This window comes from Phyllobacterium sp. SB3 (assembly GCF_040009165.1).
Lineage (GTDB): Bacteria > Pseudomonadota > Alphaproteobacteria > Rhizobiales > Rhizobiaceae > Phyllobacterium.
In genome coordinates, this window is record NZ_JBDYKI010000001.1 from 612,508 (window position 1) to 627,554 (window position 15,047).

A 15,047-nucleotide genomic window follows, 5' to 3' on the forward strand; every position below is an offset into this window, starting at 1 on the left:
ATGAACTCGTTTGTTGTAAAATTAGCTACTGCTGAAGATACGGCACGCTTGGGTCAGGATGTTGGCCTATGCTTGCGTAAAGGTGATTTAGTCACGCTGAGCGGCGATCTTGGCGCAGGCAAATCGACATTGGCTCGTGGCTTGATCCGCACCATTGCGGATGATGGCAATTTTGACGTGCCAAGCCCGACTTTCACGATCGTGCAGTCCTATCCGGAACTCCGCCTGCCTGTAAATCATGTGGATCTCTACCGCCTCTCAACTGCGGATGAGATCGATGAGCTTGGTCTCGATGAGGCGCTGCAAGAGGGGATTGTGCTCGTAGAATGGCCTGAACGTTCCGATGGTTTTTTGCCAACGGTCGGTTTGAGCATCACACTCCTTGATGATGGGGGTGGTCGCAAAGCGATCATCGAGGGAAAGACAGAAGTTCTGGCGCGACTTGAACGCTCATTGGCTGTCCGCTCATTCTTGGCAAAGTCGGACTTGCCGTACGCCGAGCGCCGTTATCTGCTCGGTGACGCATCGGCGCGGGGCTATGAAACCGTCTCAACGGGCAGTGGAACACCTCTCATTCTAATGAACTCGCCCTATAATCCGGGTGGTCCAATCCTGCGTGATGGTAAAACCTATATGCAGATTGCGCATCTTTCCCAGTCCGTGAATGCATTCGCCGCCGTGGACCGGCTCTTGGCATCCAAAGGCTTTAAGGTTCCGCAAATCCATGCGGAGGATTTGCAGAATGGTTTTCTCATTATCGAGAATCTTGGCAACGAAGGTATTCTTGACGGGGATGGGTTGCCTATCGTGGAACGTTATGAAGCAGCGGTGCGGTTACTTGCCAGGCTGCACCAGCTTTCGTGGCCGCATGACGCATCAGTGACTGCTGATGTCGCGCATCACATCCACGACTTCGACAGTGATGCAATGATGATCGAAGTGGAACTGCTCTCGGATTGGTATGTGCCAAGGATGAACGGCGCACCACTGAATCCTGAAGTGAAGCAGCAATTCATATCCGCTTGGAGTAAAGTATTTAGTCAGCTAAGTGATGTGGAAAAAAGCTTGCTTCTGCGTGACGTTCACTCACCCAATATCCTTTGGCAGGCAGGAAAAGATGGAACAGACCGTGTCGGGCTGATTGACTTTCAGGATGCGATGATAGGTCCTGCCGCCTATGATGTCGCGTCACTTGTCATGGATGCCAGAGTCACTGTCCCGCCGGAGATGCAGGATGCACTGCTGGCCGCCTATATTGATGAGCGCTGCAAGGGAAGTGCTTATTTTGACGAAGTAAGCTTTAGAAAATCCTTTGCCATTATGGCGGCGCAGCGAAATGCCAAGATTCTCGGAATATTCGTTCGCCTTCATGAGCGCGACGGCAAGCCCTTCTATCTGAAACACCTTCCTCGCATCCGTGCGTATCTTGAGCGGGTCATCGATCATCCAGCTCTGGCGCCCGTCAAGGATTGGTGCGAAAAGAATGGAATACTCGCCCATAGGATTGAAGCATGACACCCGATACCGCGATGGTTCTTGCTGCTGGCTTAGGCAAGCGCATGGCGCCTGTTACCGATACAATACCAAAGCCCTTGGTAAGTGTAGCCGGCAAATCATTAATTGATTGGGGGCTTGATGCGTTGGCTGTCGCGGGCGTAAAGCGCGCTATTGTAAACGTGCATTATCTACCCGACCAGCTGGAGAAACATCTTGCAGGACGCGCATCGCCGGCCATAGTCATCTCCGATGAGAGGGAGCAATTGCTCGACTCCGCAGGTGGCATCATCAAGGCATTGCCGCAGATCGGCACAGAACCGTTCTATGTGCTGAATGCAGACACCTTTTGGACGGATGGTGACAAGCCCAACCTTGTCCTGCTGGCCGAAGGGTGGGATGATGCGAGCATGGATATTCTTCTGATGATCGCACATATGGATCAAGCCGTCGGCCGTGAGGGTGGCGGTGATTTCAGCATGAGCGGCACAGGACAGTTGCGACGCTTGAAGCCCGGCGAAACGTCACCTTACATTTATGCGGGAGCAGCGATCATTCACCCACGCATTTTTGCCAATGCACCTTCCGGAAAAATCTCCTTGAACAGATATTTCGATGAAGCGATTGCCTCAGACCGGCTCTTTGGCAAGTCAATGGATGGTTTGTGGCTCACAGTAGGAACGCCTGGTGCGATAGCCGAGGCGAATGCCGCTATTGCCAAGCAGGGGATTCATGGCTGAGCGCCAGAATCCGAAGATTTTTTCCATAGCGCCGGGTACGCCGTTTCTTCCGGCTCTAGTCGATGCACTGCAATCAGGAACGCTGATACCGGGTTATCCGGCCAATCCCAATGATCCGATGGCGTTGGCGCAGGCGACCATTTATGTACCGACCCGGCGCGCGGCGCGCACACTGCGCTCGCTTCTAGTCGAAAAGAGTCCGGTCAAATCCGCTATTCTTCCGGTCATTCGTCCATTGGGCGATGTCGATGAAGATGCCGCCATGTTCGACATGGGATCGGATGCATTCTTTGATCTTCTCCCGCCAATCGGGGGCGCGGAAAGGCTGTTGCTCTTGGCCCGGTTGGTTCGGCCATGGCGGGAGCGCCTGCCAGAACATGTACGTGCCCTGTTCGGAAATGAAGAAATCGCGATCCCGGCTACCACAGCCGATGCAATCTGGCTGGCGCGCGATCTGGCCGGGCTTATGGATCAGGTGGAGACGGAGTCGACTGGATGGTCGACACTTTCCAACATTATTTCGGAAGAACTGCCGAATTGGTGGCAGGTCACGCTCGACTTCCTCAACATCGTTACCAGTCTCTGGCCGGAGATTCTGGCCGAGCGTCGACGTTCAAATCCTGCTGCTCACCGTAATCGTCTGATTGAACTCGAGGCTGAGAGGCTTCTGCGCAAGGCGCCGCAAGGTCCTGTTATCGCTGCCGGCTCTACAGGTTCCATTCCTGCTACAGCCAAACTGCTGGCCGCCATTGCTTCGCTGCCCAAGGGCGCCCTGGTTCTTCCCGGGCTTGATCGCGATATGGATTCGGTCAGTTGGAATGTACTGGCAAATACTGCCGACAACCCTTCTATCTTTGGTCACCCGCAATATGGGCTACGCAAATTGCTTGGTGAACTCGGTGTACTGCGTCAAGACGTGGCTGTGCTGGGCAAGATCACGCCCGAAAAGCGTCAGCGGGAAAACCTTTTGGCCGAGGCTATGCGGCCTGCGGACACCAGTGAGGCATGGGCGGATATCAACCGCAACAGTGGTAAGTTTTCTGCGGCGGTAGCTTCCATCGCTCTGATTGAGGCTTCCAATGAACGCGAGGAAGCGCTGAGCATCGCGATTGCTTTGCGCGATGCCATTGAGCAACCCGGAAAGACTGCAGCTCTAATTACAGCCGACCGTGATTTGGCTCGGCGTGTATCGACGGAACTTGCCCGTTTCAATATTGCAGCGGATGACTCTGGCGGACATGCCATGCGGGAAACGCAACCTGCGGCGCTGATGCGTTTGGTATTGGACATCGTTTTCAACCCTGGCGATCCGGTTGCTCTTCTGGCTTTGCTCAAACATCCACTCACGCGGCTTGGACTGGACCGCGTTGTGGTGCGTCAGGCAGCAGAAACGATTGAACTGATTGCGCTTCGCGGAGGTACCGGGCGGGCTACCCTGTCCGATTTCGAACAGCATTTCGAAAAACGCCTTGCGGAAAGCGGCAATACGCCTTTCGAGCCTGTCTGGCTTCGTCAGATCAATGCCGCCAGAATCGAGTCTGCTCGCATTGTTTGCAAAGCACTCAGCCAATCAGTGGAACCGTTGGTTGGCTTTGCTGAATTAGCGGAACAGATACAGCTTCCACAAATCATTGAGGCTGTTGTCGCCAGTCTTGAAAATCTCGCACGGGATGAAAAGGGCGATATTGCCGCGCTTTACACTGGTGCTGCCGGAGAGCAGTTTGCCGCTTTTCTTCGTAACCTTGTCTCGGCAGATTCAGGGTTGGATTTTCCGGTCGCGGAGTTCCCCGCAATGATCGAAGCTCTGATTGCGGGAGAGGTTGTAAAACCAAAGAGCGGAGCGCACCCGCGTCTGTTCATCTGGGGTGCGCTCGAAGCGCGCCTTCAAACAGTAGATACAATGATAATCGGTGGCCTTAATGAAGGCTCTTGGCCCGGTAAAACGCGCAATGACCCATTCATGTCGCGACCAATGAAATCCATCATAAATCTCGATCCCCCTGAACGCCGCACCGGCCTTGCGGCTCATGATTTTCAGATGGCGCTGGGGATGGATCAGGTCATTCTCACCCGCGCGCAACGCTCGGCCAATGCGCCTACAGTTGCTTCGCGCTGGTTGCAACGGCTTGAAACAGTCCTTGGCAATCTTGCTACGGAAGAAATGCGCAAGCGGGGTGCAAAATATCTTGGTTGGGCCCGCGAAATCGACCATGCGCCGGATGAGGATTTTGTAAGACGGCCGGAGCCCAAGCCGCCATTGTCAGCCCGCCCGAAGCATTTCTCGGTGACGGAAATCGAGACACTCCGTCGAGATCCTTATGCCATTTTTGCCAAGCGCATATTGCGATTGCGGCCCATTGAGCCGTTGATCCGTGACCCAGATGTGGCAGAGCGCGGCTCGCTGTTTCACAACATCTTGGCGCATTTCACAGAGAAGCGCATTGATCCTATGCGTGCGGACGCGTCCAAGCTTTTGCTGGAAATCGGCAGGCAGTACTTTGATGATATAGCATTGCCGGAAGAAATCGATGCTGTTTGGTGGCCCCGCTTCCAATCGCTGGTACCGGAATACTTGAACTGGGAGCGGCAACGCGACCACCTTATCGCCGAGCGCCATCCCGAAATAGCGTCGAAGAAAATTGCCGTTGAGGCGACTGGCGTTACCCTTTCAGGGCGGGCAGACCGGGTGGATTTACGCCGTGATGGTACAGTCGAGATCATCGACTACAAGACCGGGTCAACGCCGTCCAAGCGTCAGGCGCATGTCCTCCTGTCGCCGCAACTTGCGCTTGAGGCGGCTTTGCTGGCTCGAGGCGCTTTTCACGAAGTCGGTGCGCGTGAAGCCGCCGATCTTCTCTATGTCCGCTTGCGGCCAAACGGCAGGGTCGATCCTGAATCAATCTTGAGGGTTGGCTCCGCTGCGAACGGCAGTGAGAAGACTGCGCCGGAACTCGGTGAACTATCGTGGCTACGTTTGAACGAACTGCTGACGGCCTATCACGATCCGCACAAAGGTTATCTGTCGCGTGCGTTGCCATTCAGGGAAAGCGATCTCACGGGTGATTATGATCACTTGGCACGCGTACTTGAGTGGTCGGCAGGTGGGGCCGAGGACGGAGGCGAAGGCGAATGAGAAAGCCGCGCACCATACCTCAGGAAACAACCCGCAGCCAGAGTAAGGCGGCCAATCCGCGAGACTCCGTCTGGGTGTCGGCCAATGCCGGTTCAGGCAAGACCTACGTTCTTACAGACCGGGTTATCCGCTTGCTGCTTGACGGAACCGATCCGTCAAAAATCCTTTGCCTGACCTATACGAAAGCCGCTGCGGCAGTCATGCAGAACCGCGTATTTGCCCGCCTTTCCGATTGGGCAACCATGGATGCGGCGGCGCTTGCCAAGATCATCGAGCAAATTGATGACACTACTCCCGGCCCTGAGCGTTTAGCACAGGCGCGCAGATTGTTTGCGCGTGCACTGGAAACGCCGGGTGGCCTGAAAATCCAGACAATCCACGCATTTTGCGAGGCGATCCTGCATCAGTTCCCGCTGGAGGCAAATATTGCCGGCCATTTTGAACTGATGGACGACATGATGCAGGTTGCGCTTATTGGCGAGGCGCGGCGTCAGGTGCTGCAATCGGCGCGCCTCGATCATAATGTCGAGTTGGCTGCGGCCTTTGCCGATGTGCTGGAGGCGGCTGGTGAATTCGGTCTGCAGGAACTGCTCGACGAGGCCGTGAACAAACGCAATGATCTGACCCGCTTCATCCGTGAAGTTGGTCACGACGATCTGCGCAGACCAGCATTCTATTCACATTTCGGCTTCAGCGGCGAGGAGACCGAGGACAACATCCTTTCTGCAATTTGGCCGGTCGAAGAGTTCGACCAACAAATGCTGCGTTCAATTCTTGATATACCGAAGAGCGCAACGCGTGCACAGGAATTTGCGATGATCCTGCTGGAAGCGAAGTTTGAGCCGGGTAAGGATCAGCGCGAAGAAGCATTGAGGGCCGCGTTCCTAAAGGCGACGGGTGAGCCCAAAAGCGGCTCCTATGTCGGTACAAAGGGGGTGGCGGAGCGGTTCCCAGATTTCGCAGAGCTTTATGATAAGGCGGCTCAGCGTGTGTTCGAAGGTTTGGATCGGCTCAAACAGCTGCGTCTTATTCGATTGACCCTGTCCGCTTTGGTCGTCGTCGATGATCTGATCGGCCGCTATGAGCACATGAAAAAGGGCCGTGGCTTGCTCGACTTCGATGATCTCATTGTTCGAACCGTGGCATTGTTGGCGCGGCAGGATGCCGGGCCTTGGGTGCAATACAAGCTGGACAAGGGAATCGACCATATTCTGGTCGATGAAGCACAGGATACCAGCCCGAACCAATGGAATGTTATCCGCCTGCTCAGCGAAGAATTCTTCACAGGCAAGACTGCGCGCGAGGTGCGCCGTACGCTGTTTGCGGTTGGTGATGAGAAGCAATCGATTTATTCGTTTCAGGGAGCAATTCCGGAAGACTTTGCGAAGCATGGCAGGGCGACAAAGCGAAAAACCGATGAAGCCAAGCTGAGCTTCGAGCGGGTTAATCTCAACTTCTCGTTCCGGTCCTCGCCGGATGTACTGTCCGCGGTCGACAAGGTGTTCAAACGCCCCGAGGCTCATCGTGGTTTTGGTACGGATCATGGCCCTACCATCCATACACCGATCCGCGACCATGAGCCGGGCGAAGTGCAGATTTGGGATATGCTGACACCGGAAACAGCACCGGAAGAGGATGATTGGCGCACGCCTGTCGATAGCCTTCCTGCTCCTCCGGTACGGCTGGCCGAGCATATTGCACGTACCATCGAACATTGGCTGAGGAACGGTGAAGTCATCGAGGGCCAGAACCGCCGTCTGGAAGCGCGTGACATCATGGTGCTGGTCCGCAAGCGCGATCAGTTTATGCCCGCTCTTTCACGTGAGTTGAAAAAACGTCATGTGCCTGTGGCGGGCGCGGATCGGCTGAAACTGACCGATCACATTGCCATCAAGGATCTCATGGCGCTTGGCCGCTTCATGCTTCTGCCGTCGGACGATCTTTCACTGGCGGCACTGCTCAAAAGCCCTTTGTTCAAATGGGATGATGATCAGCTCTTTACTCTGGGCTATGAGCGGGCTGCCAATGAAACCCTTTTTGAAAGGCTGATAGCTCAAGCAAAGGATGATCTGCTGCTGGCTCCCGTCGCGGCACGCCTTCAGGAATGGCGCAATCGCGCTGACACGGTTCCTGTTTTTGAGTTTTATGGGGATATTCTTGGTCGCGGCGGCGCGCGCAGGGAGCTTCTTGCGCGGCTTGGGCACGAGGCGGGCGATGTTATCGACGAATTTCAGAACTATGCGATTGCCACCGAAAAGACCGGCTTGCCGGGCCTGCAGGCCTTCCTTGAAACACTGGAAGCAGTAACGCCAGAAATCAAACGCGAACTGGATCAAAGCCGCAACGAAGTACGCATCATGACCGTGCACGCAGCAAAGGGTCTTGAGGCGGCAGTGGTGTTTCTCGTGGATTCCGGCAGCTCGGCCTCTTCGGGTGGGCGCACACCCAATCTGCTTTCATTTGATATGAAAGAGGATAGCGGCTGGCACGGCAAAGGCTTCCTGTTCGTGCCCGGAAAATCCTATTCAACTGCCTTTACGACCCGCCTCGTCGATAGCCTGAAGGTGAGATCAGAAGAGGAATATCGCCGGCTGCTTTATGTCGGCATGACCCGCGCTGAAGACAGGCTGATCGTTTGTGGTTATCGCGGCGCGCGGCAGGCACCGGACACTTGGCATGGCTTGGTCGAAGCGGCGTTGGCCGATTTGAGTGAACCAGTGCAGCATGTGGTAGATTCCGTGGTTGCCAAGCGTTACCGGGTAACGCCGCGAAGTGCTCCTTCAATTCCAGAACCAGAGCTCGCGCTTGAACCCAGAGTACTGCCGTTTCCGCCGACCTACCGTATACCAATGCCGCGCGAAGCAGGCCTGCCAAGGCCGCTCGCGCCCTCAGGTGTCTCGGTTCTGATTGAACCAGACGACGAAGCCCCACTGGTAACCGGCTCGCCGGTTCTTGCTACGGAAGGCAAAAATCCATCCTTTACCATACGCCGGGGCACAGTCATCCATGCCTTGTTGCAGACTTTGCCGGATATTCCGGATGAGCAGCGTATGCAGGCAGCGCAGCGTTATATGAGCCGCGCCGCTTTCGATTGGGAGCCGGCAGAAACCCGGAATGCGCTGGAACCGGTCTTTGCCGTTTTGGATTCCCCCGGTTTTGCGACTGTATTTGCATCAGGATCACTGGCTGAAGTAGCTATCATGGGAACGCTGCATATTCGTGGAAAAGATCACGCTGTTTCCGGCGTCATCGACAGGCTTGCTGTCAGTGAAAACAGGGTCGTCATTGTCGATTACAAGACGAACCGGCCACCCCCGCGCGATCTTTCCAAAGTTCCCGATGCCTATGTCGCTCAGCTCGCCCTATACCGGAAACTGCTTGAGCCGCTTTATCCCGGCAAAGCGGTGGAAGCGGCACTGCTTTTCACGGAAGGTCCACATCTGATCAACATCCCGGCAGAGGTAATGCAAAGCGCGCTGGAGCGGTTGGGTTGAACCGAACGAGGAACTTGGAATTTCTGCGATAAGTGCTATATTCGTCTTGGAGTGTGGGGTAAGCTTTGCCTACCCCACGTTTACCTTAAGCTATCAATTGAACCCGGATTGTCAGTGTCCAGCTGGTCCGGGTTTTCGCACTTCAAAGGTAATAGATAATGGCAGATACCACATATCTATTGCTCCAAATTTTGAGGGCATATGGCCGTATGCCTCAGCCGGGGAGGCCATCTCCCCGGTGCACTGGCTGGAACAGTGCTGCTGCTTCGCCCTCAAAACTGATACATCCGAGTATTGATTGGGCTAATCCGTTTCGGCAACAAACGCAGGGTTGAAAGCACTCAGGTGTGAGATTGCACTGAATCGTGACAGGACTCCGCTTGACTACCTCGAGCAGACTCACCACATGATTGGCAACACATTCACAGGTTAAGGAAAAGCTTCATGGCTACCACCGTCAAAATCGACACCAGCAATTTCCAGTCCGACGTAATTCAGGCCAGCCAGCCCGTCGTTGTGGATTTTTGGGCAGAATGGTGCGGTCCGTGCAAGATGATTGCTCCAGCGCTTGAAGAGATCGCTGCCGAAATGGACGGCAAGGTCACGATTGCCAAGGTAAACATTGACGAGAATCCTGAATTGGCTGCCCAGTTCGGCGTCCGTTCAATTCCAACCTTGCTTTTGTTCAAGGATGGCGAACTTGCGGCCAATCTGGTTGGCGCTGCTCCCAAGAGCAAGCTTTCCGATTGGATCAAGAATTCTGCTGCCTGATCAATCCGGCATCTCTGCATTAAAAGCCCGCTCTTCAGTGGGCTTTTTTGTATCCGGAATTATTGTGGTGGTGTTTCATTCTGTGACAGGACATCGCCTGCCAGATAGAGCGAGCCACCAATCAATATTCGTGGTGAGGGCTCGGTCTTATCCCAGCTGTCGCGCAATATCTTCAAGGCATTTTCGACGGAATGGACGGGCTCGGCTGAAAGTCCGGCTTCCTGCGCTGACAGTGCAAGTTCTTCATGCGGGATGCCGGCATCCGTAGAACTGATCGGCACGGTATAAACATGTCGTGCCATCCCCGTAAAAGCCTGAAAATAACCAACCGGGTCCTTGGTATTGATCATTCCGGTGATTAGAAAAAGCGGTCGCTGGCTGCGATCCTCAAGGGTTGCGATAGCCTCTGCTATCACCATTCCAGCTCCAGGATTATGGCCGCCATCCAGCCAGATTTCAGAGCCGGGCACTGCCATTTCAACCAGCTTGCCCTTAGACAGGCGCTGCATCCGTGCAGGCCATTCGACAGTACCCATAGCCGTTTCAACAGCATGGTCAGGGATAGTGAAGCCTGCGGTTCTAACCGCTTGAATGGCCGCTGCTGCATTTGCCAGTTGATGACGTCCGGGTAGGCTCGGTAACGGCAAGTCCAACAAGCCCGTATTGTCCTGATAGACCATCCGGCCCCGTTCTTCGAAACTGAGAAAATCCTGCCCATAAACGCTGTATGGGCAATCGCGGCGCTCGGCTGTCTCGATCAGTACTGTACGAGCGGCCTCGTGCTCTTGTGCGCCGATGATGACAGGGCAGCCAGCCTTGATAATCCCGGCCTTCTCGGCGGCGATGAGTTCAACCCGGTCGCCCAGATAGGATTGATGATCCAGGGAGATCGGCATGATAACGCTGACGGCTGGTTCCGGAATGACATTGGTTGCATCAAAGCGGCCGCCAAGCCCGACCTCGAGAATGACCGCATCAGCAGGATACTCGGCAAACAGCACGAAAGTCACGGCAGTCAGGATTTCGAAAACAGTGATCTGCTGCCCCCCATTGGCGTCGGCTACTCGCCGGACCGCATCAAACAGCACATCGTCATCAACCAGCTTGCCACCGCCGGGGCGCCCCAAGCGATAGCGCTCGTGCCAGTGGACAAGATGTGGCGACGTGTGAACGTGAACCGTATAGCCAGCAGCTTCCAGCAATGCGCGGGAAAAGGCTGTGGCGGAACCCTTGCCGTTTGTACCAGCAACGTGAATGACTGGTGGCAACTTCAAATGCGGATTGCCGAGCGTATCCAGAAGCCGGGTGATCCGACCCAAGGAGAGATCAAAACCCTTGGGATGCAGGCTGAGAAGTCGCTCTATTTCCTGTTCGGCACGGGATAACGTCAAAATGCGGTTCCTGAAGCGGTTCTGGTTTGATTGTTGGCAGCGCTGCCCGAATAAACTCCGAGCAGCAGCACGATCCTATCAGGATTGAGCTTCAACCACCGCTGGCACCGCGGACTCTTCCACTTGGGGTTCGACAGCCTTTTCGGTTGCAGGCTCGCCCACCAACATCTTCAAAAGTCGCGCAATAGTGGTTTTCAGCTCGGTGCGCGGAACAACCATGTCAACCATGCCGTGGCTCTTGAGATATTCCGCACGCTGGAAGCCTTCAGGCAGTTTCTCGCGAACGGTCTGTTCGATAACGCGCTGTCCGGCAAAGCCGATCAATGCGCCCGGCTCTGCAATGTGAATGTCGCCAAGCATGGCGTAGGATGCCGTGACGCCGCCCGTCGTCGGATTGGTGAGAACAACGATATAAGGCAGACCGGCTTCTTTCAGCATTTCCACGGCAACAGTGGTGCGTGGCAATTGCATGAGCGAAAGAATACCTTCCTGCATGCGTGCGCCGCCGGAAGCAGCGAAAAGCACCAAAGGTTTCTTTTGAGCGATAGCGGTTTCGAAGCCTTTGATAATGGCTTCACCGGCCGCCATTCCCAGCGAACCACCGATAAAGTTGAAATCGTGGATCGTCACGACGACTGGGAGACCTTCAATCGTGCCAAGAGCATTGATGATCGTGTCTTCCTGACCGGTCTTGGAGCGATGCTCCTTCAAACGATCAACATAGCGCTTCTCGTCGCGGAATTTCAGCGGATCAGTCGCGACCTTGGGCTGTTCCAAGGTTTCGTAAACGCCATTGTCGAAGAAAAACTTCAACCGATCCTTGGCTGGAATGCGCATATGATGCCCGGACGAAGGGACGACCCACTGGTTCTTTTCCAGATCCGTATGAAACACCATTTCGCCGGACTCGGGATCTTTGATCCAGAGGTTTTCCGGCATTTCACGACGTCCAAGCATCGAATTGATCTTCGGCCGGACGTAATTCGTGATCCAGTTCATGATCGGTCCTGTTTTTTATCTATCGGAAGGTTGATTTAAGGCTTCTATTCCGCCGCTGCAAGTCGCACCGCACGTACGCCGCTCGATAGGCCCTGCACCATCGTCGCCACAGCCTCTGCTGGATCGGTCACCAATGAGCCATCCGGATTGATCGTATTGGCTACGGCATTGACGATTGCAGTGCCTACAACCACCCCATCGGCAGATGCGCCCATGACCTTGGCCTGCTCCGCAGTCTTCACGCCAAAACCAACCACGACAGGCAAATCCGTATGCTGCTTGATGCGGTGAACGGCAGCGGCAATCTTTGTGGTATCCGGTAGCGCCGATCCGGTGATCCCGTTCATCGAGACATAATAAACAAAGCCCGATGTGTTCTGCAGAACCTTTGGCAGACGCTTTTCATCGGTCGTTGGTGTTGCTAGGCGGATGAAGTTGATACCGGCCTTGATTGCAGGAATGCACAGTTCCTCATCCATCTCAGGTGGAAGGTCAACGATGATTAGACCATCAATGCCCGATGCCACAGCATCTTTCAGAAAACGGTCCACACCGTAAATGTAAATGGGATTGTAATAACCCATCATGACGATCGGCGTGGTGTTGTCGGTTTCGCGGAAACACGCCGCCATCTCGAGCGTCTTTGTCAGCGACATGCCCTTCTTGAGCGCGCGCAGACCAGCAGCTTGAATGGCCGGGCCATCAGCCATTGGATCTGAGAAAGGCACGCCAAGCTCGATAATGTCGGAGCCGGAACGCGGCAGGGCCTGCATGATCTTCAACGAGGTTTCAAAATCAGGGTCACCGCCCATGAAGTAAGTAACCAGTGCCGGGCGACCCTCAGCTTTCAAAGCGGCAAATTTTGCATCGATACGTGTCGCCATTGTCAAATATCCATCCCAAGCAATTGACCGACCGTATGCACGTCCTTATCGCCGCGGCCCGATAGATTGACGATCATGATCTTGTCCTGCGCCATTTTTGGCGCGATCTTTACCGCATGAGCAATTGCATGCGCTGATTCAAGCGCGGGAATAATACCTTCCGTACGCGTTGTCAGCGTGAAGGCTTCCAGAGCTTCATCATCTAGAATCGGCACATAGGAAACCCGGCCCGTATCGCGCAGCCATGAATGTTCAGGACCTACGCCGGGATAGTCCAGCCCTGCCGAAACCGAGTGGCCGTCAAGAATCTGGCCATCGGCATTTTGCAGAAGATAGGTGCGGTTGCCGTGCAGTACACCCGGGCTTCCAGCGCTCATTGAAGCGCAATGTTCTTCGCCCTCAAGTCCACGACCACCGGCTTCAATGCCAATGATTTCGACGCTCTTGTCATCCAGGAATGGATGAAACAATCCAATTGCATTGGAACCACCGCCAACGGCAGCAATAATGGTGTCGGGGAGACGACCTTCGCGCTCCAGAATTTGCTCGCGGGCTTCTGTGCCGATGACCGATTGGAAGTCACGCACGAGTTCAGGATAGGGATGCGGGCCAGCGGCAGTACCGATCAGGTAATAGGTGTCATCAACATTGGAAACCCAATCGCGCAGGGCTTCGTTCATTGCATCCTTCAGCGTGCCATGTCCTGAAGAGACTGGCTTTACCTCGGCACCGAGCAGTTTCATGCGAAACACATTCGGCTTCTGCCGTTCAACGTCGGTCGCGCCCATATAAACAACGCAAGGCAGACCAAACCGCGCGGAAACGGTGGCGGATGCAACGCCGTGCTGGCCAGCGCCCGTCTCAGCGATGATACGGGTTTTGCCCATGCGCTTGGCAAGCAGGATCTGGCCGAGGCAATTGTTGATCTTGTGGCTGCCCGTGTGGTTCAAATCTTCGCGTTTGAAGTAAATCTTCGCGCCGCCATCAAGGCCCTGATCCCTGGCAAGCTGGCGTACATGCTTGGTCAGCCCTTCAGCATAATAGAGCTTGGAGGGCCGTCCGGCATAATGGGTTGAGAGTTCCTGAAGTTCTGCCTTGAATGAAGGATCGTTCTTCGCATCATCATAGGCCTGCTGTAGTTCAAGGATGAGCGGCATCAAGGTTTCGGCGACGAACCGTCCACCGAAAATGCCAAACATGCCCTCTTCATCGGGGCCTGTCTTGAATGAATTGGGTTCAACCGCCTTGTCCACCACTATACTCCCTGTCATACCGCATTCACGCTCTGTGCGGCGCGTACCGCCTGAAAAAACTCTTTGATCAGGCTAACATCTTTGACGCCCGGAGCGGACTCCACACCCGATGAAATATCGATACCGCGCGCATTGGTCGCTTGCAGCGCCTCGCCGATATTACCCGCGTTTAGTCCGCCCGAAAGCATGTAAGGAACCTTGCCGTCAAGCGTGCTCAACACCTGCCAGTCAAACGCGATGCCATTTCCGCCCGGAAGCTCGGAGCCTTTTGGTGGCTTTGCGTCGAAGAGAAAGAAATCGGCAACGCCGATATAGGGCTCAACCTGATCGAGATCGCTTTGCTCGCGTATGGCAAAAGCCTTGATGACCGGCAGTCTGAAGCACGCCTTGACCTCGGCCACCCGCTCGACACTTTCGTGGCCATGCAGTTGCAGGAAATCAGGCTCCAGCGCTTCAACGATGGCGTCAAGCGTTGCGTTATCTGCATCGACCGTAACGGCAACAGCCTTTGCTTTGCCTATGGCTGCTTTGCGAAGCCGTCCAGCCTCTACCGGATCGATATTTCGCGGGCTTTTTGCAAAGAAAATGAAGCCAATATGCGTCGCACCGCCATCCAGTGCCGCGGCAACTGCATCGTCGGTTTTCAACCCGCATATTTTGATATCAAGGCTCATAGGGCGCAACTCGCATGAAAATGCGTCAAAGTCGAGGATTTTGGTTGCATCAGATATAGTGCGTGGTTCGACAAGCTCACCATGAGGAACGTGGAGTTGCAAGCCAATCGCCTGCGTTGCAGATTTTTGCTCCCTGCAATCACCCCACCTCCCTCATGGTGAGCTCATCCTGAGCCTGTCGAAGGGCGAACCACGCACAAAACTAATGTAACCA

Annotated in this window: 10 protein-coding genes; 5 read left to right on the forward strand and 5 right to left on the reverse strand. The window is 54.8% G+C overall.

Features of this window, described 5'->3' with window-relative positions:
* From tsaE to trxA, 5 genes are all read left to right on the forward strand, one after another.
* Positions 1-1,515 (forward strand): tRNA (adenosine(37)-N6)-threonylcarbamoyltransferase complex ATPase subunit type 1 TsaE, encoded by a 1,515-nt coding sequence (gene tsaE / locus ABKW30_RS03120; RefSeq protein ID WP_348596546.1) that lies wholly within the window; start codon positions 1-3, stop codon positions 1,513-1,515.
* On the forward strand, positions 1,512-2,234 hold the full coding sequence (locus tag ABKW30_RS03125; protein WP_348596547.1) for a nucleotidyltransferase family protein: 723 nt from the start codon (positions 1,512-1,514) through the stop codon (positions 2,232-2,234). Before tsaE ends, ABKW30_RS03125 begins: the two co-directional genes overlap by 4 nt.
* Positions 2,227-5,367, forward strand: coding sequence for a double-strand break repair protein AddB (gene addB, locus ABKW30_RS03130; protein WP_348596548.1), 3,141 nt, complete (start codon positions 2,227-2,229; stop codon positions 5,365-5,367). Before ABKW30_RS03125 ends, addB begins: the two co-directional genes overlap by 8 nt.
* On the forward strand, positions 5,364-8,861 hold the full coding sequence (addA, locus tag ABKW30_RS03135; RefSeq protein WP_348596549.1) for a double-strand break repair helicase AddA: 3,498 nt from the start codon (positions 5,364-5,366) through the stop codon (positions 8,859-8,861). Before addB ends, addA begins: the two co-directional genes overlap by 4 nt.
* 420 nt (positions 8,862-9,281) lie before the next feature.
* Positions 9,282-9,632, forward strand: a complete 351-nt coding sequence (gene trxA / locus ABKW30_RS03140; protein ID WP_348597593.1) for a thioredoxin — start codon at positions 9,282-9,284, stop codon at positions 9,630-9,632.
* A gap of 59 nt (positions 9,633-9,691) precedes the next feature.
* On the opposite strand, the gene ABKW30_RS03145 is transcribed toward trxA, so the two are convergent.
* From ABKW30_RS03145 to ABKW30_RS03165, 5 genes are all read right to left on the reverse strand, one after another.
* Complete coding sequence (locus ABKW30_RS03145) at positions 9,692-11,023, reverse strand: folylpolyglutamate synthase/dihydrofolate synthase family protein (RefSeq protein WP_348596550.1); 1,332 nt, start codon at positions 11,021-11,023, stop codon at positions 9,692-9,694.
* A gap of 78 nt (positions 11,024-11,101) precedes the next feature.
* On the reverse strand, positions 11,102-12,022 hold the full coding sequence (accD, locus tag ABKW30_RS03150) for an acetyl-CoA carboxylase, carboxyltransferase subunit beta (protein WP_348596551.1): 921 nt from the start codon (positions 12,020-12,022) through the stop codon (positions 11,102-11,104).
* 44 nt (positions 12,023-12,066) lie between these two features.
* The gene (trpA, locus tag ABKW30_RS03155) at positions 12,067-12,906 is read right to left on the reverse strand and encodes a tryptophan synthase subunit alpha (protein ID WP_348596552.1); all 840 of its coding nucleotides are present in this window, start codon (positions 12,904-12,906) and stop codon (positions 12,067-12,069) included.
* 2 nt (positions 12,907-12,908) lie between these two features.
* Positions 12,909-14,159, reverse strand: a complete 1,251-nt coding sequence (trpB, locus tag ABKW30_RS03160) for a tryptophan synthase subunit beta (RefSeq protein WP_348597595.1) — start codon at positions 14,157-14,159, stop codon at positions 12,909-12,911.
* A 14-nt stretch (positions 14,160-14,173) separates the two neighbouring features.
* Complete coding sequence (locus tag ABKW30_RS03165) at positions 14,174-14,833, reverse strand: phosphoribosylanthranilate isomerase (RefSeq protein ID WP_348596553.1); 660 nt, start codon at positions 14,831-14,833, stop codon at positions 14,174-14,176.
* Positions 14,834-15,047 lie beyond the last annotated feature (214 nt).

What these genes read in the sequence shown, in the direction of transcription:
- ABKW30_RS03125 (WP_348596547.1), top strand. Translation starts at nt 1,512, where the DNA reads ATGACACCCGATACCGCGATGGTTCTTGCTGCTGGCTTAGGCAAGCGC.
- trpA (WP_348596552.1), bottom strand. Translation starts at nt 12,906, where the DNA reads ATGGCGACACGTATCGATGCAAAATTTGCCGCTTTGAAAGCTGAGGGT.
- accD (WP_348596551.1), bottom strand. Translation starts at nt 12,022, where the DNA reads ATGAACTGGATCACGAATTACGTCCGGCCGAAGATCAATTCGATGCTT.
- ABKW30_RS03165 (WP_348596553.1), bottom strand. Translation starts at nt 14,833, where the DNA reads ATGAGCCTTGATATCAAAATATGCGGGTTGAAAACCGACGATGCAGTT.
- addB (WP_348596548.1), top strand. Translation starts at nt 2,227, where the DNA reads ATGGCTGAGCGCCAGAATCCGAAGATTTTTTCCATAGCGCCGGGTACG.
- tsaE (WP_348596546.1), top strand. Translation starts at nt 1, where the DNA reads ATGAACTCGTTTGTTGTAAAATTAGCTACTGCTGAAGATACGGCACGC.
- addA (WP_348596549.1), top strand. Translation starts at nt 5,364, where the DNA reads ATGAGAAAGCCGCGCACCATACCTCAGGAAACAACCCGCAGCCAGAGT.